At 41.5% G+C, this 18840-nt stretch carries 15 protein-coding genes and 1 pseudogene; 10 read left to right on the top strand and 6 right to left on the bottom strand.

Translation table 11 applies throughout. The features are described from left to right. Positions 1–3: 3 nt before the first annotated feature. Both V7K73_RS18460 and V7K73_RS18455 read left to right on the top strand, forming a co-directional pair. Positions 4–2883, top strand: a complete 2880-nt coding sequence (locus V7K73_RS18460; protein WP_334882019.1) for a pentapeptide repeat-containing protein — start codon at positions 4–6, stop codon at positions 2881–2883. Positions 2884–3073: 190 nt separating this feature from the next. Continuing rightward, positions 3074–3220 carry a hypothetical protein gene (locus V7K73_RS18455; RefSeq protein ID WP_334882018.1) on the top strand — a complete coding sequence of 49 codons (147 nt, stop codon included), beginning with the start codon at positions 3074–3076 and terminating at the stop codon, positions 3218–3220. Between the two features lie 85 nt (positions 3221–3305). Here V7K73_RS18455 and V7K73_RS18450 read toward each other — a convergent pair whose 3' ends face one another. Further along, positions 3306–3962 (bottom strand): (2Fe-2S) ferredoxin domain-containing protein, encoded by a 657-nt coding sequence (locus V7K73_RS18450; RefSeq protein ID WP_334882017.1) that lies wholly within the window; start codon positions 3960–3962, stop codon positions 3306–3308. A 60-nt stretch (positions 3963–4022) separates the two neighbouring features. After that, positions 4023–4280, bottom strand: coding sequence for an Asr1405/Asl0597 family protein (locus tag V7K73_RS18445; protein ID WP_334882016.1), 258 nt, complete (start codon positions 4278–4280; stop codon positions 4023–4025). A gap of 386 nt (positions 4281–4666) precedes the next feature. On the opposite strand from V7K73_RS18445, the gene V7K73_RS18440 reads away from it, so the two are divergent. From V7K73_RS18440 to V7K73_RS18425, 4 genes are all read left to right on the top strand, one after another. Then, positions 4667–5221 carry a Dps family protein gene (locus V7K73_RS18440; RefSeq protein ID WP_334882015.1) on the top strand — a complete coding sequence of 185 codons (555 nt, stop codon included), beginning with the start codon at positions 4667–4669 and terminating at the stop codon, positions 5219–5221. A gap of 559 nt (positions 5222–5780) precedes the next feature. After that, the gene (carB, locus tag V7K73_RS18435; protein WP_334882014.1) at positions 5781–9047 is read left to right on the top strand and encodes a carbamoyl-phosphate synthase large subunit; all 3267 of its coding nucleotides are present in this window, start codon (positions 5781–5783) and stop codon (positions 9045–9047) included. Between the two features lie 612 nt (positions 9048–9659). Continuing rightward, on the top strand, positions 9660–10616 hold the full coding sequence (locus V7K73_RS18430; protein WP_334882013.1) for an RNA polymerase sigma factor, RpoD/SigA family: 957 nt from the start codon (positions 9660–9662) through the stop codon (positions 10614–10616). A gap of 234 nt (positions 10617–10850) precedes the next feature. Further along, positions 10851–11195 carry a DUF760 domain-containing protein gene (locus V7K73_RS18425; protein WP_334882012.1) on the top strand — a complete coding sequence of 115 codons (345 nt, stop codon included), beginning with the start codon at positions 10851–10853 and terminating at the stop codon, positions 11193–11195. 478 nt (positions 11196–11673) lie between these two features. Here V7K73_RS18425 and V7K73_RS18420 read toward each other — a convergent pair whose 3' ends face one another. Together V7K73_RS18420 and V7K73_RS18415 are read right to left on the bottom strand one after the other, a co-directional pair. Beyond that, complete coding sequence (locus V7K73_RS18420) at positions 11674–11880, bottom strand: hypothetical protein (protein WP_334882011.1); 207 nt, start codon at positions 11878–11880, stop codon at positions 11674–11676. Positions 11881–11929: 49 nt separating this feature from the next. Then, positions 11930–12334, bottom strand: coding sequence for a hypothetical protein (locus V7K73_RS18415; RefSeq protein WP_334882010.1), 405 nt, complete (start codon positions 12332–12334; stop codon positions 11930–11932). A gap of 163 nt (positions 12335–12497) precedes the next feature. Here V7K73_RS18415 and mutT point away from each other — a divergent pair, with 163 nt between their 5' ends. From mutT to iscB, 4 genes and pseudogenes are all read left to right on the top strand, one after another. Beyond that, positions 12498–12923 carry an 8-oxo-dGTP diphosphatase MutT gene (gene mutT / locus V7K73_RS18410; RefSeq protein WP_334882009.1) on the top strand — a complete coding sequence of 142 codons (426 nt, stop codon included), beginning with the start codon at positions 12498–12500 and terminating at the stop codon, positions 12921–12923. 164 nt (positions 12924–13087) lie between these two features. Next, complete coding sequence (locus V7K73_RS18405) at positions 13088–13552, top strand: CBS domain-containing protein (RefSeq protein WP_334882008.1); 465 nt, start codon at positions 13088–13090, stop codon at positions 13550–13552. A 78-nt stretch (positions 13553–13630) separates the two neighbouring features. After that, the gene (gene nblB / locus V7K73_RS18400) at positions 13631–14296 is read left to right on the top strand and encodes a phycobilisome degradation protein NblB (RefSeq protein ID WP_334882007.1); all 666 of its coding nucleotides are present in this window, start codon (positions 13631–13633) and stop codon (positions 14294–14296) included. Between the two features lie 408 nt (positions 14297–14704). Continuing rightward, a pseudogene (gene iscB / locus V7K73_RS18395) lies at positions 14705–15988 on the top strand (RNA-guided endonuclease IscB). A gap of 389 nt (positions 15989–16377) precedes the next feature. Here the strand turns inward: iscB and V7K73_RS18390 are convergent. Continuing rightward, on the bottom strand, positions 16378–17043 hold the full coding sequence (locus tag V7K73_RS18390) for a PEP-CTERM sorting domain-containing protein (RefSeq protein WP_334882006.1): 666 nt from the start codon (positions 17041–17043) through the stop codon (positions 16378–16380). 441 nt (positions 17044–17484) lie between these two features. Next, the gene (locus V7K73_RS18385; RefSeq protein WP_334882005.1) at positions 17485–18003 is read right to left on the bottom strand and encodes a DUF456 domain-containing protein; all 519 of its coding nucleotides are present in this window, start codon (positions 18001–18003) and stop codon (positions 17485–17487) included. Positions 18004–18840: the final 837 nt, after the last annotated feature.

Here is an 18840-nt window from a genome sequence, read left to right as displayed (position 1 = left end):
ACTATGAGCAATACTTCTGGATTTTCAGTCAGCAAACCTGTTGCATTATGGAATAAACCCATTAAAGCTAACTTTAAAGAACTATTCAAATCACTAGGGAAAGGTGTGATAAATGGGGCATCGGGTCAGTGGGGAGAGGTAGCCAAAGATGCTGTGGAAGCTACAGCAGCACTAGGTTTAGGATCAGCACCAGGGGAAGTTGCTTGGTTACTAATTTACCGTTCTTTGGTAGAAGCAATAGAGAGTTTGGTAAAAGGAAATCAAGAGTTACTGTTTGAAAAACCAAACGAGAGTGATCTTGACCTATTGTGCGATCGCCTCAACCATTCCCTAGAAAGTATAGAATTGCGTATTGACCAAGATTTTTTTAGCCGTCCCAAAGATTTGCCGATTCTGGAACCGATTAAAACTGCTTTTGCCGACTGGTTAAAATACTTTAGCGTCAATCAGGCACAGGCACTAACAATTAGTCATCGTCTTCCTACCTATTTTGTGTTTGCTTTACATGAAGAGTGGGCAAAACATCCAGAAAAATATGCTTCTTTAAAAGAACTGAATACCCCCTTTACTCCAGCCAATGAACGGGAACAGTCATGGCAGCGTTATTTAGCTTGGCTACAAAAACAGGTTGAAGAACCGATGTTTTTAGAAGCCTTTGGTTTAAAACAGGTTTATGTTCCTTTACACGCCTACTATAAGCAGAAAATTGGGGGTGAAAAGTCAGAAGAATTTGAACGCCGGATAAGAGAAGATGATAAATATCAGCGAATTGTTCTTGATTTAGAAATTGAACTAGAAGCTTGGTTAGAAAAAGGCGATCGCAATGATGCCATTAGAGTGATTAGTGGTGGCCCAGGAAGTGGTAAATCTTCCTTTGCCAAAATCTTTGCAGCTAATCAAGCAGAAAAAGGGAAAATTCCGGTTTTATTTATTCCTTTGCACCATTTTGAACCCTCCAATGATTTAGTTGAAGCAGTTGCTAAGTTTGTGCGAGACGATAGCTTTCTTAGACATAATCCGTTAGATAAAGATAAAGCTGATTCACGCTTACTCATTATCTTTGATGGTTTAGATGAGCTTGCCATGCAGGGCAAAATTGCCACTGAAATTGCTCAACAATTTGTGCGGGAAGTACAAAGAAAAGTAGAGCGGTTTAATAGGTCTGAAACTTGCTTACAAGTATTAATCGGCGGACGGGAATTGGTAGTGCAAGCAAATAGTAGCGACTTTCGGCAACCACAGCAAATATTGCATATCTTGCCTTATTTTGTTACTGAAGATGAGAGAACCAATTACATTGATGACCAAAACTTGTTGGAACAAGATCAACGTCAGATTTGGTGGCAGAAATACGGCTATGCTAGCGGACGGGGATATGATTGCTTACCAGAGGAGTTAAACCAAAATAACCTTACAGAAATTACTGCCCAACCCTTGCTAAATTACTTAGTAGCGTTGAGTTTTGACCAGCAAAAGAAATTTCCTATAGACGGCAACCTAAATGCAATTTATGCAAATTTGCTCACAGCCGTTTATGAGCGCGGTTGGGATGATCGTCGTCAACATGCGGCTATTCGTGGAATTGAGGAAAAAGACTTTGTTCGCATCCTCGAAGAAATTGCTTTAGCTTCCTGGCATGGAGATGGACGAACAACAACAGTCAGAGAGATTGAAGCCCATTGTGAACACAGTAGTTTAAAGAGTCTTTTAGAGAAATTTCAGGAAAGTGCAAAGTTAGGCGTAACTCGTCTTTTGACTGCCTTTTATTTTCGGGAGAGTGGAGTTAAAGAACAGGAAAAAACTTTTGAATTTACTCACAAGAGTTTTGGTGAATATTTGACAGCAAAACGCATTGTGCGAGAAGTTAGACTCATTCACAAAAAGCTAAAAGATCGCCAGAACGATCCAGATGAAGGATGGGATGAACGCGAGGCTTTAAAAAGGTGGGCAATTCTGTGCGGTGCATCTGTTATGGATGAGTACCTTTTTAACTTTGTTGTGGATGAAATGCCTTTACAAAATCCATTGGATGTTAGCGATTGGCAGCAGACATTATGCGATTTGATTGGTTTTATGTTGCGTCATGGAATGCCGATGGAACGCTTGACTCCCAGACCTGATTTTCAAGAAGAAAATAGACAAGCACGAAATGCAGAAGAAGCGTTGTTGGCTCTCTTAAATGCTTGCGCTAGAGTGACAAAGACAGTTTTAAAGATTCAATGGCATACTCCTGAAGCTTTCGGTATCTGGATTTCTCGCTTGCAAGGGCAAAGAATCGATACTTATGCTAATGATGTATTTTACTTAAATTGCCTGAGTTTTTTGGATTTACAAGGTTGCACTTTAATTTTGAAGGACTTTCTAGCGGCGAATCTTGAACGGGCGAATCTTCAAGGGGCGAATCTTCAAGGGGCGAATCTTCAAGGGGCGAATCTTGAATGGACGCATCTTGAATGGACGCATCTTGAATGGACGCATCTTGAAGGGGCGAATCTTGAATGGGCGAATCTTGTAGGGGCGACTCTTGTACGGGCGAATCTTCAAGAGGCGAATCTTCAAGGGGCGAATCTTGAAGAGGCGCATCTTGAAGAGGCGACTCTTGTACGGGCGAATCTTCAAGGGGCGAATCTTGAAGAGGCGCATCTTGTAGGGGCGAATCTTGAATGGGCAAATCTTGAAGGGGCGAATCTTGTAGGGGCGAATCTTGAATGGGCAAATCTTGAAGGGGCGAATCTTGAAGGGGCGATTCTTGAAGGGGCGAATCTTAAAGGGGCGATTCTTGAAGGGGCGATTCTTGAATGGCCAAGACTTAAACCGGCAAATTTTGAGGGCAAAAATTTAGCAGACTTGAATGAGGATTCAGATTCAGACTCCGATGAGTGACTTCCAAGAAATAAATTACCCAATCTTGTGGGGTGGGCATCTTGCCCGCCCTTGTATATGGGCGGGCAAGATGCCCACCCCACAATAAGTAGTTGAGTATTTTTTTATTTGGAAGTCCCTAAGTGACTTACAAACATTAAAAATTTGTAGAGTGCATTACATTATTAATGCATCATTCTAGATACTTTCGATGCGTTACGCTGCTGCTAACGCACCCTACCAAACCAGCGAACGTAATTGTATAAAAATATTAAGCGATCGCTACTACTACTTTGCCCTTCTCATGACAAATCGTAGGCGATCGCTTAATTTGAAACTCTTACAAATACTGGGCTAAAGCCGAATGCCGAGTATTAATGGAACACACTTAATGAAGATATTATGAACCTTTTGCATTCAATTGTCAAGATTTCGCTAACTTTTCAGCAAAACTTAGTATTAAATATCGCCGGTTCCTTTAAATTCTCTGGCTGCGTTTCTAAACTCTTGTCAGCAAAATGCTTATCCATCAATGCCGGAACATCTGTAGCTTGAATTCGGCTATGGCGCGTTTTATCTGGCATAACTAAGTTTGGCCCAGCTTTACAATTCTTCATACAACCAGTACCCTTGATTGTAACTTGGTCTTCTAAACCGCGATCGCTTAAAGCCGCCTCCAACGCCTGACAAACTCCTTTAGCACCGCGTTTCATACAATCAGACTTTTGACACACCAAAATCGTGCTTTTAGTCTTAGCTGGTTTTACCTTGACATTATCAATAGATGGGGGTTCAATTGGTGCAGCGATGGTTTGAACTGTCGCTATTTCAGAACGCGCCGCCATCACACGTACAGCTTTGAGTGTAACTTTGTCTTTTTTTATATCGTATTCTTTATAACCAACAACTTGTAACCAAGTACCTACGGGTAGCTGCAAATCAAAAGCAGCCCGTAAATTTTTAGCAAGTTTAATGTAGCATTCACCCTCATGAGTACTTAGCAGTAAACCTTTAAGCTTATAGCCATCTTTAATAACAAAATCTATAAATCTGCCCTCAAGGCAAAACTCTGATACTTCCATACTGTGAGATGCACCCATTTTTTAACCTCTTTTTAATTAATACAAACTATCAAGCAAGATATTCTCAGTAGCTAAAGATTAGAACTGTTGGTAGCGATTTTTCCAGCAACACTCAAGATTCCAAATCTGGTCTTGACGGGAGGCCGTTAATCGCCGTATCACACTCCAAAGTTGAACAACTGTCATAGGAGAAGCAATTTCAACTTGCAATGGCTGGTTAGGCGCACAACTACAGGGAATGTCTAACTCCTTTAGACGTTGATAGACTTGCCAGCGATCGGCCCAATTCACCTCTAGAAGGTGGTTGCTTTCTACTTCTGAACTAAACGATTTCAAGAGAATTACCCTCAAAGTGCAACAAACTTGCAGTAACTACCGCCATTTAACTCTCTGCTTTTTGAAAATCTAAGGAGTTTCACGTCTTAAAACCAGCATACCTTAAGTGCAAAGAATTCTCAATAATTTGGGAAAAAAAATCAAATTTTTGCAGCTATCCATATTGAGATGGGAGCATACATATTTAACCTGGTTTGTCAATGATAATGATAAAAATATGCAATTTGATGAGTGTGCGATCGTCTAGCAAACAATAAACTTGAGATTTTTAGTAAGCAAAAATACAAAATCTTGTGATGGCGAATTGGCTTGCTCTTATTATTAAAATGTTAATATGTTAAGAATAAGCAGTTAAAATCTATAACTGTTAAAAAGAGAGGAATACAATGGCTGAAACGCAAACTTTGTTACGGAATTTTGGTAATGTATATGACAACCCTGTGTTGTTGGATCACAGCGTAACTGCTCCAGTGACAGAAGGATTCAACGTTGTCTTAGCTAGTTTCCAGGCACTATACTTGCAGTACCAAAAGCATCATTTTGTAGTTGAAGGCTCAGAATTTTACTCTCTGCATGAGTTTTTTAACGAAAGCTACAACCAAGTACAAGACCACGTTCATGAAATTGGAGAACGTTTGGATGGACTGGGTGGTGTGCCAGTAGCGACCTTCAGCAAATTAGCAGAATTAACCTGTTTTGAGCAAGAATCTGAAGGTGTATATTCCTCTCGCAAAATGGTGGAAAATGACCTAGCTGCCGAACAAGCAATCATTGGCGTAATTCGTCGTCAAGCTGCTCAGGCAGAGAGTTTAGGCGATCGGGGTACACGCTATCTGTACGAAAAGATTTTGTTGAAAACTGAGGAACGTGCATATCATTTATCTCACTTCCTCGCTAAAGACAGCTTAACTTTAGGGTTTGTCCAAGCTGCTCAAAGTTAAAACTCTCATAATCTAGATTTGTCTACTTAGACTGAAACAAAAAGTTAGCAGCACTAACTCTTAAAATATTATAAAAAATGGCAGAGAATGGTATTCGTATCTCTCTGCCATCTTTAATCTAACTAAACATATTTTCATAATAGTTAAAGTTGCACATTTTTAGCAAGTACTTAGATAGTTAATAAAAATTATTAGTTAAGAAATTTATTAATATTTAATAATTAGATAAATTCATGCCATAATAAATAACTATTTATTGCCAAATTCCATTAAATTAAATAGTAAAGATTCGCAAAAAGTTTAAAATTTTTAGCATCCGAATTAAATAAAATTAGAAATACAAAATAATCTTGGGAATTGGGCATGAGCAATTGGGAAGAGGCAGAGGGGCAGGGCTAAGGGTGCAGAGGAGAGAAATTTTCCCCCTGCTCCCTGCTCCCTGCTTCCTCATCTTCGCTTTACGATCAAACTTAGAAAACTTAATAATAAAAAGCACGACAAGGGGTAAAGACCCTTAAAATGATCAGGATTTGTATTCTCGTACTCCAAGGCAACGACTATGCCCCGCCGTGATGACCTCCGGAAGATTCTACTGTTAGGCTCTGGCCCAATTGTAATCGGACAAGCCTGTGAGTTTGACTACTCTGGCACTCAAGCCTGCAAAGCGCTGCGAGAAGAAGGGTATGAAGTGGTTTTAGTCAACTCCAACCCTGCAACAATTATGACCGACCCGGAAACGGCCGATCGCACTTACATTGAGCCGTTGACACCAGAATTGGTCGAAAAAGTCATTGAGAAAGAACGCCCTGATGCTCTTTTACCAACGATGGGAGGACAAACCGCCCTCAACCTCGCCGTTGCTTTAGCCAAAAATGGGGTGTTGGAAAAGTACGGCGTTGAGTTAATCGGCGCTAAACTACCAGCCATCGAAAAAGCCGAAGATCGAAAACTTTTCGGTCAAGCAATGGCCAGGATTGGGGTAGCTGTGTGTCCCAGCGACACAGCGGAATCTTTAGAAGAAGCCAAAGCTGTTGCTCGCCAAATTGGTACTTATCCCCTAATTATTCGTCCAGCTTTCACAATGGGTGGAAGTGGCGGCGGTATTGCTTACAACCAAGAAGAATTTGAAGAAATGGCACAGGTAGGTATAGATGCCAGCCCCGTCTCCCAAATTCTCATTGACCAGTCTTTACTGGGCTGGAAAGAATATGAACTCGAAGTAATGCGTGATTTGGCAGATAACGTAGTGATTATCTGCTCCATCGAAAACCTTGACCCTATGGGCATCCACACCGGAGACTCAATTACCGTCGCTCCCGCGCAAACCCTCACTGATAAAGAATATCAAAGGCTGCGGGATATGGCAATTAAAATCATCCGCGAGATCGGTGTGGAAACTGGCGGTTCTAATATCCAGTTTGCCGTCAATCCGGTTAATGGGGATGTGGTTGTAATTGAGATGAACCCCCGCGTTTCCCGCAGTTCGGCTTTATCTTCCAAAGCTACGGGTTTTCCCATTGCCAAAATTGCCGCAAAATTGGCTGTGGGCTACACCCTGGATGAAATTCAAAATGACATCACCAAGAAAACTCCGGCATCCTTTGAGCCGACAATTGACTATGTGGTGACAAAAATTCCTCGCTTCGCCTTTGAAAAGTTCCCCGGTTCTGACCCAGTGCTGACAACCCAAATGAAATCAGTCGGGGAAGCAATGGCAATTGGGCGGACATTTAACGAATCCTTTCAAAAGGCGCTGCGATCGCTCGAAACCGGACGCGCTGGTTGGGGTTGCGACAAAGCCGAAAAATTACCTAGTGGTGAACAAATCCGCGCCCAACTACGGACACCTAACCCCGATCGCATTTTCTCTGTGCGTCATGCTTTGCAACTAGGAATTACTGCTGAGGAAATCTACGAACTAACTGGTATTGACCCGTGGTTTTTAGATAAATTTCAGCAACTACTAGATGTTGAGAAATTCCTGAAGCGGACACCCTTGCACCAGTTGACAAAAGAGCAACTTTATGAAGTGAAGCGAGATGGATATAGCGATCGCCAGATTGCTTATGCCACCAAAACCACCGAAGATGAAGTTCGCGCCTACCGCAAGTCACTAGAAATCATCCCAGTTTACAAAACCGTAGATACCTGCGCGGCTGAGTTTGAAGCGTTTACCCCTTACTATTATTCTACCTACGAAGAAGAAACAGAGGTAATGCCCGCAACCAAACCAAAAGTATTGATTTTGGGTGGTGGTCCCAACCGCATTGGACAGGGAATTGAGTTTGACTATTGTTGTTGTCACGCCGCTTATGCTTTGAAAAAAGCCGGGTATGAGACGATTATGGTCAACTCCAACCCAGAGACAGTTTCCACAGACTACGATACTAGCGATCGCCTTTACTTTGAGCCTTTAACAAAAGAAGATGTCCTTAACATCATTGAAACTGAAAATCCAGTTGGGGTAATAATCCAGTTTGGCGGACAAACACCGCTAAAGTTGGCTATTCCTTTACAAGAATTCCTTAACAATGACACATCAGGACTCCTCACTAAAATTTGGGGTACATCACCAGATTCTATCGACATGGCAGAAAACCGGGAGCGGTTTGAAAAGATTCTCCAACAGCTGAATATTGCTCAACCACCCAATGGTATCGCTCGGACTTATGAAGATGCGCTGATTGTCGCTAAACGCATTGGCTATCCAGTGGTAGTGCGTCCCAGTTATGTGTTAGGGGGACGGGCGATGGAAATCGTTTATTCCGATACTGAGTTGGAACGCTACATGACCTTTGCGGTACTAGTGGAACCAGAGCATCCGATTTTAATTGATAAATTTTTGGAAAACGCCATTGAAGTCGATGTAGATGCGATCGCCGATCATACCGGACGGGTAGTAATTGGTGGTATTATGGAACACATCGAGCAGGCGGGGATTCACTCAGGAGATTCTGCTTGTTCTTTACCTTCGATTTCCCTATCACCAGCAGTTCTCAATCAAATTCGCACTTGGACAGTGCAGCTAGCGCAAGCGCTGTCAGTTGTGGGTTTGATGAATATTCAATTTGCCGTTGTCGGCGCAAGCAGTTATTCTCCCCAAGTTTACATTTTAGAAGCCAACCCCCGCGCCTCGCGTACAGTCCCATTTGTTTCTAAAGCAACGGGCGTACAGTTGGCAAAACTAGCATCCTTAATTATGTCAGGCAAAACCTTAGAGGAGCTACATTTTACCGAAGAAGTCATTCCCACACATATTGCTGTAAAAGAAGCAGTATTACCCTTTAATAAATTCCCCGGAACTGATACAATATTAGGCCCAGAAATGAGATCCACTGGTGAAGTGATGGGGATTGACAGCGACTTTGGCCGGGCTTTTGCTAAAGCGGAAATGGGTGCTGGGGAGCGTTTACCACTAAGTGGAACTGTATTTGTATCAATGAGCGATCGCGATAAAGCATCTGCCGGTGCTGTGGTGAAGGAGTTTATCGATTTGGGCTTTACAGTGATGGCTACCATTGGTACACGGCGAGTTCTTCTCGAACAGGGGTTAAATATTGAATTAGTGTTAAAACTGCATGAAGGCCGTCCCCACGTCCTAGATGCAATAAAAAACCAGAAAATCCAACTTATTATCAACACACCTTCGGGGGAAGAAGCCCACACTGATGCTAGGTTAATCCGCCGCACAGCTTTAGCTTACAAAATTCCCATCATTACTACCATCGCCGGTGCCAAAGCTACCGTTGCCGCCATCCGTTCTTTACAAAATACAACCTTGGACGTAAAAACCATTCAAGAATACTGTCCGATTGCGAGGGAGTAGGGAGTTAGGAGTTAGGAGTTGGGAGTTGGGAGTTGGGAGTTGGGAGTTGGGAGTTGGGAGTTAGGAGTTAGGAGTTAGGAGTTAGGAGTTAGGGATTGGCGAGATGAGGGAGACAAGGAGAATGCCCAATGCCCAATGCCCAATGCCCAAGAAAATTAAGTAATTGTTATAAGAGAATGACTATAGTTCTCATTAGAGATACTTTTACAAATATGAGGAAAATTATTTGAACCTGAGAATTTCTTAAATTGACTTCTAGTCAGCCTGGAGAGAAAGGGCGACATTGCCTGATCTGGAATAACCAGGAAATTTAATGTCGCCATATAGCCAAAGTATTCTCATAAATGTTACAATTATTAATAAGGTTCCAATAGAAAAATGTTTAAGAAGCTACCTTTTATCTAACTGTAGATACTTGCAATAAGTAGGAAATAACTGTAACTTTTAGCAGTTAAGAAGCCTAAATTTGATTATTATGAGCAGCCGAGTTTCTCGGATGCGTAAGTTGCAAACCATAGCATAGGTTCCCAGTCTGACTGGGTAGCACCCTAAAAAAGCATCTATCCCTTAATGACCCTACCGCCAAACCCATCATTACCAAAGAGTAGCGCCATGAAGACCGCTCAGACAGCCACAGACCTCGTGCGGACTTACCTGCGTGAGATTGGCCGTGTGCCACTCTTAACACACGAGGAAGAGATTTTCTATGGTAAACAAGTGCAACGTTCTTGCACTTTGCACGAATCAAGAGAATCTCTTGCCACCCAGTTAGGTCGTCAACCGAATTTAGAAGAGTGGGCTAAAGCGACAAAGCTAGAACCAGCAGAGTTGAACGAAGCGATCGCTGATGGTGAGATTGCCAAGCGTAAGATGGTAGAAGCCAATTTGCGGCTGGTAGTCTCCGTTGCCAAAAAATACATAAAGCGCAACGTCGATTTACTGGACTTGATCCAAGAAGGTAGTATTGGTATGCAACGGGGCGTAGAAAAGTTTGACCCTACCAAAGGGTATAGATTTTCTACCTATGCCTATTGGTGGATTCGGCAAGCTATTACTCGTGCTATAGCCGAAAAAGCCCGCACTATTCGGCTGCCTATCCATATCACTGAAAAATTAAATAAAATTAAAAAGGCACAGCGCCAATTGTCTCAAAAATTGGGACGCGCTCCCACAGCTGGTGAGCTAGCTGAAGAATTAGAATTGACCCCCAAACAAGTGCGAGAGTATCTAGAAAAGGCGCGTTTGCCCCTTTCCTTGGATTTGCGGCTGGGTGATAATTACGACACCGAACTCGGAGAAATGCTGGAAGATCCAGGAGCATCTCCAGAAGAGTTTGTCATGCAAGCTTCCCTATCTTATGACTTAGATCGCCTGATGGGGGATCTCACGCCACAACAGAAGGAAGTGATTACGCTGCGCTTTGGCTTAACTGATGGACAAGCCCTGACGCTGGCTAGAATTGGTGAAATCCTGAACATCAGCCGAGAACGAGTCCGGCAAATTGAGCGGGAAGCTTTAACTAAACTTCGCAAGTCTAAAGCCAACATGGGTGAATATTTGGCAAGTTAGTCATTAGTCATTTGTCATTAGTTATAAACAAAGGACTAAAGACCAATGACTACTGACCAATTGGTGAGAAAATACGCTGACTTTGGTACGGTTACGCCTACTTCTACTCTTAAGCTTGGCTGTTACATTAGTTGACAGGAAGACAAAAGAGCTAGCTAAGTCTAATCCAAAACAGACATTTAATATTTAAATAACAAGCACCGCAGCTAGCAGTGGTAGTTCAGGAGCTAAAAAATGAATAACTCATCCAATCGTGTCTCAGAATTTTTCAATAGCGAATCAGAAACTAGTGATTTACTATGGCAGTATGTTAAATCCTTGAGTCCTGAAACAGTTACCCAACTATCTAAACCCACGTCTGCCGAAGTTTTTCAGGTAATGGAACGGAATATTACAGGACTATTGGGTAATCTACCTTCAGAAAACTTTGGCGTTACTGTAACTACCAGTAGAGAAAGTCTGGGTCGGCTTCTGGCTTCTGCTATGATTAGTGGTTATTTCTTGCGGAACGCTGAACAGAGAATGGATTTTGAAATCGCCCTACAAGGAACTGAAACTAACAGCAGCGAAATTGACTAGAAATGTAATAGTAAATTCAATATTCTTGTTGGGTTTATAGCTAGTCACAGTCATGGCGATACGAATTTAAAATAAGCCTCTGCGAAATCTTTGCTTCTAATTCCCAATCATGCATGAGCTAAATCTTTTTAAAATATCCAAAACAGTGACAAATTAAGGTTGAAATTTTAACGCAGAGGAACGCGGAGGTTGGCGCAGAGTAGCGCGAAGTTTTTGGATTTGCTTATCTGTGAACCTTTTATAATTTGGTAATTAGTTCAAATAGAGGCGTATTGCTAAATGATTAATACAGATTTGTGGATAAAGTAATAGCGCTAGACGACCTTTGCAATCAATGTAAACTCGGCAGAGTTCAAACTAGTCTGCCGAGTTTTGTTGTTAGGGATTACCAAGAAATAAATTATCCAATCTTGTGGGGTGGGCGTCTCACCCGCCCCACAAGAAATAGTTGGATATTTATTTGGAAGTCCCTTAGAAGTTAGTATCCCTCGTCATCCCGTATTAACTGCTCTAGAGTATCTACCCATACGTTTTCTTGACTATCTAACGCCTTTGGATCAATTATTTTTAATTGTTGCTTAAAATCTTTGATTTCTTCTTCAAAGTTTTTGACTAACAATAAATTTTTACCATAGGCAACTATAGAAGCTGCAAGTTTTTGAATGCTTGAATTAAAAAAACTCATTGATAAATTGTTTGGATTAATAGATACTATTTCACCTTGATTCTCTAAATTAAGGCAGATTCGATAAGATAAAGCTACTTCTGATATTAAATAAAAAGTATTCATCGACTCCTAATATTCTTACCTTTCTACCTATATCTGATAAGCTAGCATTGTTATCCAAACCAATTTCACTGAGAAAAATCATTCTTCCTATTACTTGAGAAGCACTTACATAACCAATAGTGTAAAGTTGTCCTAAATGCCTTCTTGCAGATTCATCAATTTGAATATCTTCGGAAATTGGCTCAAAATCCATTGAAAATCTAAAATGACTAACTATATATGGGAATCCTATCTTCAAGATAAATTCTCTGGTTTCACTAGGAAGGCTAATGTTATTTACCCTCTCTGGATTTGCGTACACTAGATTTTTTTTGCCAAACAACTCAAGTATTTCATGTTCTGAAATCATAATTTACATTTACTTTAAGCTATTAGAAATCTACACAATTTTTTCCAATATTTTAATATTTTAGTGTTATCTAATAATTATTCATACCACCTCCTTTGTACAGGTATGAATAGTACATGGATGTACCATTAGCAAAAGTAGTTCATCATCTCCCCAATTAACCATGAGTGAAACCAGTTCTTTCGCACCGCATAAAATCATTGGTGTTGCAGTAATTTGGAACGAGCAAGAGCAAATTTTAATCGATCGCCGTCGAAAAGAAGGAGCAATGGGTGGTTTGTGGGAATTTCCTGGTGGCAAAATTGAGCCTGGTGAAACTATCAGCGAGTGTATTCAACGAGAAATTTCCGAAGAACTGGGAATAGTAATTGAAGTAGGAGAGCATCTGATTACTATTGACCACACCTATACAGACTTGCGCGTTACCCTCACAGTACATCACTGCCGCCATGTTACAGGTGTTCCCCAACCTTTGGAATCTGATGAAATTCGCTGGGTAACTTTGGAAGAACTGGAGGAGTTTACTTTTCCTAAAGCAAATATTCAAATTATTGCTGCCTTAAAAGGGATGGGGAGTGGGGGGAGATGAGGGAGATGAGGGAGATGAGGGAGCAGGGGAAGAAGAATTATTAATGACCAATGCCCAATGCCCTGCTTGCCCAATAGCGTAACAATCTATTAATTGCATTAGGTTGAGTCCCGCAATTTTCTACAATAGGCGCAGGGACTTTGATTAATGGTGTCAATAAATAAATGCCTAAAAGCGTTGCCGATGTGATGAGCCGCGATCCTATTGTGGTCCGGGTGGAAACTCCACTGAATGAAGCTATCCAAATTCTCGCAGAACGCCACATCAGTGGATTACCTGTTGTTGATGATGTCGGTAAATTGGTGGGTATTATATCAGAAACGGATTTGATGTGGCAAGAAACTGGTGTTACTCCACCTGCATACATCATGTTTCTTGATAGCGTTATCTATTTAAAAAATCCTGCTACTTATGAACGTGATTTGCACAAGGCTTTAGGGCAAACCGTTGGGGAGGTGATGAGTAAAAACCCGATCACTATTTCCCCTGATAAAACTTTAAGCCAAGCCGCTACCATTATGCACGATCGCAGCGTTCACCGCTTGCCAGTACTTGACGACACGAATCAAGTAATTGGTATCCTCACTCGTGGTGATATTATTCGGGCAATGGCAGCAAGTCAAGATTAGTCATTTGTCATTTGTGGAGAGTTTTTTGACTGTTGACTAATGACTATTTTTTACACCTTTGAAAATCAGGATAACTAAATGAGTATTACTCCAGAGTCTGTTAAGCAATTGCTCAGTTCTGAGAATTTAGGCGATCGCTTACGTGCTGTAAATCAAATCCGCGAACTCGAACCTGCGATCGCTTTTGAATTAATTCAAAGTGCTATTGGCGATAGCAATTCCCGTGTCCGGTACTCGGCAGTGAGTCAAATGGATACACTTGGAACACAAGATTTACAGTTATCCTTGGATATCTTGCGCGATCGCTTGCTTCATGACTCCGAAGTAGATGTACAAGCAGCAGCAGCAGACTGTTTGGGCGCTCTGAAGTTACATGAAGCTTTTGAAGACTTGCAGCATGTTTACCATACAACTGGTGAATGGTTAATACAATTCAGTATCATTGCTACATTAGGAGAGTTAGGCGATCCACGAGCTTTTGAACTACTCAAAGAGGCACTTTCATCAGAAAACGAATTAGTCCAAACTGCTGCTATTAGTTCTTTGGGTGACTTGGGAGATTTACAAGCAGTTCCTTTGTTGGCTCCCTATGCTACCAATCCAGATTGGCAAATTCGTTACAGACTTGTACAAGCTTTGACTCGTTTGGGTAGTGCAGAAGCTAAATCTATTTTAGAAACTCTGGCTAATGATGAAATGGAAGCGATCGCAACTGAAGCAAAACAATCTTTGCAATCAGTTTAAGTCTAAGTAAGTAGGCAGGATAAAACCAAACTATGTAACGAAAAGTAAAATCTCTGTATTTAGCTCGTAGTTGCGCTTTAGCGAAGACAGCGCAACTACAAGCCAGTGATGATTATTTGCGCCCACTTACTTATCTCGGATTTAAAAAATTCACCAATAAATAGATTTGTGTCAGAAACCCCACGCATAAATGCGGGGGCGCAGAAATTGCCCCAATCTGACCAGTCTAAGTTCTTAACTGAACTACGTTTAAGGCAAGAGTTTAAAGACCTACCGGGGGATGCGTAGCTAGTCCCTCGCTCTAGAACTCAAAAGTTAAACAGGTCTAGATGGGTTAAGCCAGTGCTTTTGAGATAGTTACCGACCTTAAACATTGACGAAGCTAACTTTACCCGCAAGGAGGGACTTATGTCCAAAGTATTCGTTATCGACCAAAACAAACAACCGCTAGATCCAATACATTCAGCACAGGCGAGGCAGTTATTACGAAACAAAAAAGCAGCAATTTATAGACAATTCCCATTTACTTTAATCTTGAAAGATCCACGGTCTAAATCTCCTGGTTCACCTTTGAGGATAAAAATTGACCCCGGTGCTAAAACAACTGGAATAGCATTAATCAACGATGCTTCAGGGGAAGTTGTATTTGCAGCAGAATTGAAGCATAGAGGTTTTGCAATTAGAGATGCTTTGACATCTAGAAGGCAATTAAGACGTGGTAGACGCGCTAGGAAAACCCGGTATCGTCAACCAAGATTTTTAAACAGAACCCGTCCACCAGGATGGTTAGCGCCAAGTCTACAAAGTCTAGTTGAAAATATCAAAACTTGGGTTGATAAGTTACGTCGATTTGCACCAATTACAGCTATTAGTCAAGAGTTAGTACGTTTTGATATGCAACTAATGTCTAACCCAAACATTCAGGGTGAGGAGTATCAGCAAGGTACTTTACAAGGCTACGAAACGAAAGAATATCTACTCGAAAAATGGGGTAGCTAATGTGCTTATTGCGACATTAAAGATGTCCCTTTTCAAGTTGAGCATATTCACGCGAGAGCCAGGGGAGGATCTAACTCAATCACAAACCTTACTCTAAGTTGCGAAAAATGTAATGTCAAAAAGGGGATAAAAGACATCAAAGACTTCTTGAAAAAAGACCCTTCAAGATTAGAAAAAATCATGAAGCAAGCAAAAACACCGTTGGCAAATGCGGCAGCCGTTAATACAACACGCTGGGCTTTGTTTAGAGAGTTAGAATCAACGGCATTACAAGTAGAAACTGGTTCAGGCGGTTTAACCAAGTTTAATCGCAGCCAACAAATCCTCCAAAAAACTCACTGGTTAGATGCGGCGTGTGTCGGCAAGTCAACACCAGTATTAATTATTAAAGGTATTAAACCATTGTTAATCACATCCAACGGACATGGTACTCGTCAAATGTCCGGTACTGATAAATTTGGGTTTCCTAGTCGTCACCGCACAAACAAACAAATCCATTTTGGTTTTCAAACTGGAGACATCATTAAAGCTGTCGTCACTAATGGCAAGAAAGTAGGCGATTATTTTGGGCGCGTGTTATGTCGGGCTAAGGGTAGTTTTGATATTGTTACCAAGGGCGGAAGAATATCGGGTATTAGCCACAAATATTGCTCACCAATTCATAAGAAGGATGGATACAGTTATGCTTTTTGAAACTAACTTGACGGCGTTCGCGCAGCGTGCCGGAGGCTCTATAAATTCGCCTGCGCCTTCCCCCCATACATAAATGCAGGGGCTTCCACGGCGCGAAGAATTTGGTGACAAAAGAAAAAATTGGGAGCATCCCAAATGTACAAAAACCTTGATAGCCCTCATCCCCTAACCCCGAATCCCAAATATGGGATTCGGGGAACTAGAATTATGCCTCCCCTCTCCCAAATATGGGAGAGGGGCTGGGGGTGAGGGAAAAGATTTAAGTAAAATTGGGATGCTCCCAAAAAATTCGACTTGGTTGGTAAAATTTTGCATTCCAGCCAAATCGAATAGAAAATTAGAGTTACTTTTAGTTGCTAAAAGTAACTTTTTTATATTTAGGATATGGTCTATTGAACGAAACTTTTGCGTCGGCGAGACATAGCCATTACTCCAACGACTGCACCCAAGCCTAGTAATGCAGCTGGTTCGGGAACTGTAGTTACCGCAAAACCTGTGAAACTTCCAGAAATTGTTTGACCGTTATCGTAAGCTGCTTTTGCATCAGTGTAAGTTCCTTTTGGATCAATGTCTTGAACAGCAAAAGTGATATATCCTTTGGCTTTACTTCCATCTTCAAAAAGTCCATTGAAACCCAAGTTTATATCTATTCCTCCATTTTGTGAAGTAAAAGCTGCTGGATCGAGACTGGTCAAACTAAGCAGTTTCTTTCCGTCCAAAGTACCAACATCAATAAACGCGGAAGGTGAAATAAATGGATTTATTTGGAAGCTTTTGATAAAACCTGTAAAATCAGATGCAAAATCTCCTGTCTGTTCTGTAAGCAAAATTGCTCCTTCGTTGGGAAGGAAGTTTACAGAGGTTTTGCTAAGAGTGGCTTTGGTTGGTGCATTAACGCCGTTTAGAGAAGTGCTGTAGTTAAATGAACCAGTATATGCTTGAGCAGAACCAGCAGAGGTAAACAAGCCAGCAGCAGCTAAGGGAAGTGCAGCAGCAACAGCTAATGTTGCATTTAGTAATTTAAATTTAAAATCAATCATTGTAGTTTGAGACACGTAGTAATAACCTTAAATTAGAACAATTACTTTACTTTTAATCTCAGTAATTTCCAGAAATTACTGTCAGTGAAAGCAAAACTTGCCTAATGTAATTGTCTCTATAAAATCACATAGACTTAGAGCCTGCAATATTTACTGAATGGTCTTTATTACATCTTTAATTACTGAGCTATCTTCATAAAATTTTAATTACTTCTATAACTGGTCTTCGTGTTTTTTCATTACATAGCGTTGAAATTCTTTATAATAGCTTTAAATCTAATTAGATTCACTTAAGTACACTGAATAAAATTAGCGTTTTTTATTCTTGCAGATTACTCAACTATTTTTTAGCTATAGCGTGTTAGCCCAGAAAGTACGGCACTACAAGCTTGGAATGATGCCGTACTTTTGTCTAACACACCCTACAAGACTACTGTTAAGCTATTTCTAGCTTTGCTAAGAGCCAAATACCTGGGGCCAAGTTGTCACAACGAAAACTACAACTGCTGCGATCGCTAACAACCCTTGAATCAAATTTCCAACCAAAGAGCCGACTACAATTCCTATACCGGCTTTAATCGCCAACCGGAATTCACGTCGGTAAAAATACTCACCGATAATTGCTCCCAAAAGCGGGCCTAGTAAAATTCCTAACAGTGGGCCACCAAAAGGCAATGTTGGTAATAATCCCAAAAATCCCACCACCAAACCGAGAATTGCGCCAATTTGCCCCCACTTACTAGCTCCAGCTTGTTTTGCTCCCACATAACTAGCTAAAAAATCCACTCCGACACTAAGCAGTAAAACTAGAACTGTCACAATTAAGGGAATCTTGATAGCTGCAAAGGAACTACTAACGATTCCCCAGACGATAATTGCAATTAAAATTAAGCTGCTACCAGGAATGGCAGGAACTACAGCACCGATAATACCCACAAGCATTACAGCAAGTAATAGCCAATAAATGATTTGCATAGATAGAATTGTAAATTTCTAAATTTCCTAGTCAACTTAACGCGAAACGGGCGGTTATAAACCGCGTCTACACAAACAAAACCCACCTCCGTGGGTTTCAAACCCTTAATTTTACCTTAGAAATGCGGAGGCGGACGAAAGCCTGTGTAGCCGTCTTCTCAAATTGCCAGAGGCTAACACTTTGGGGGTTTTCCCCATGAGCAACTGGCCTGCGAATTCTATACGAATGGCTCTAAGGGACTTGTAATGACAAACGGGCGGTTAGAAACCGCGTCTACACAAACAAAACCCACCTCCGTGGGTTTCAAACCCTTAATTTTACCTTAGAAATGCGGAGGCGGACGAAAGCCTGTGTAGCCGTCTTCTCAAATTGCCAGAGGCTAACACTTTGGGGGTTTTCCCCATGAGCAACTGGCCTGCGAATTCTATACGAATGGCTCTAAGGGACTTGTAATGACAAACGGGCGGTTAGAAACCGCGTCTACACAAACAAAACCCACCTCCGTGGGTTTCAAACCCTTAATTTTACCTTAGAAATGCGGAGGCGGACGAAAGCCTGTGTAGCCGTCTTCTCAAATTGCCAGAGGCTAACGCCTTGGGGGTTTTCCCCATGAGCAACTGGCCTGCGAATTCTATACGAATGGCTCTAAGGGACTTCTAATGACAAACGGGCGGTTAGAAACCGCGTCTACACAAACAAAACCCACCTCCGTGGGTTTCAAACCCTTAATTTTACCTTAGGAATGCGGAGGCGGACGAAAGCCTGTGTAGCCGTCTTCTCAAATTGCCAGAGGCTAACGCCTTGGGGGTTTTCCCCATGAGCAACTGGCCTGCGAA

Source organism: Nostoc sp., from assembly GCF_036916975.1.
Taxonomy (GTDB): Bacteria; Cyanobacteriota; Cyanobacteriia; order Cyanobacteriales; family Nostocaceae; genus Nostoc.
The sequence above is the reverse complement of the archived record's forward strand: the minus strand, read 5'-3'. Positions and strand labels throughout refer to the sequence as shown.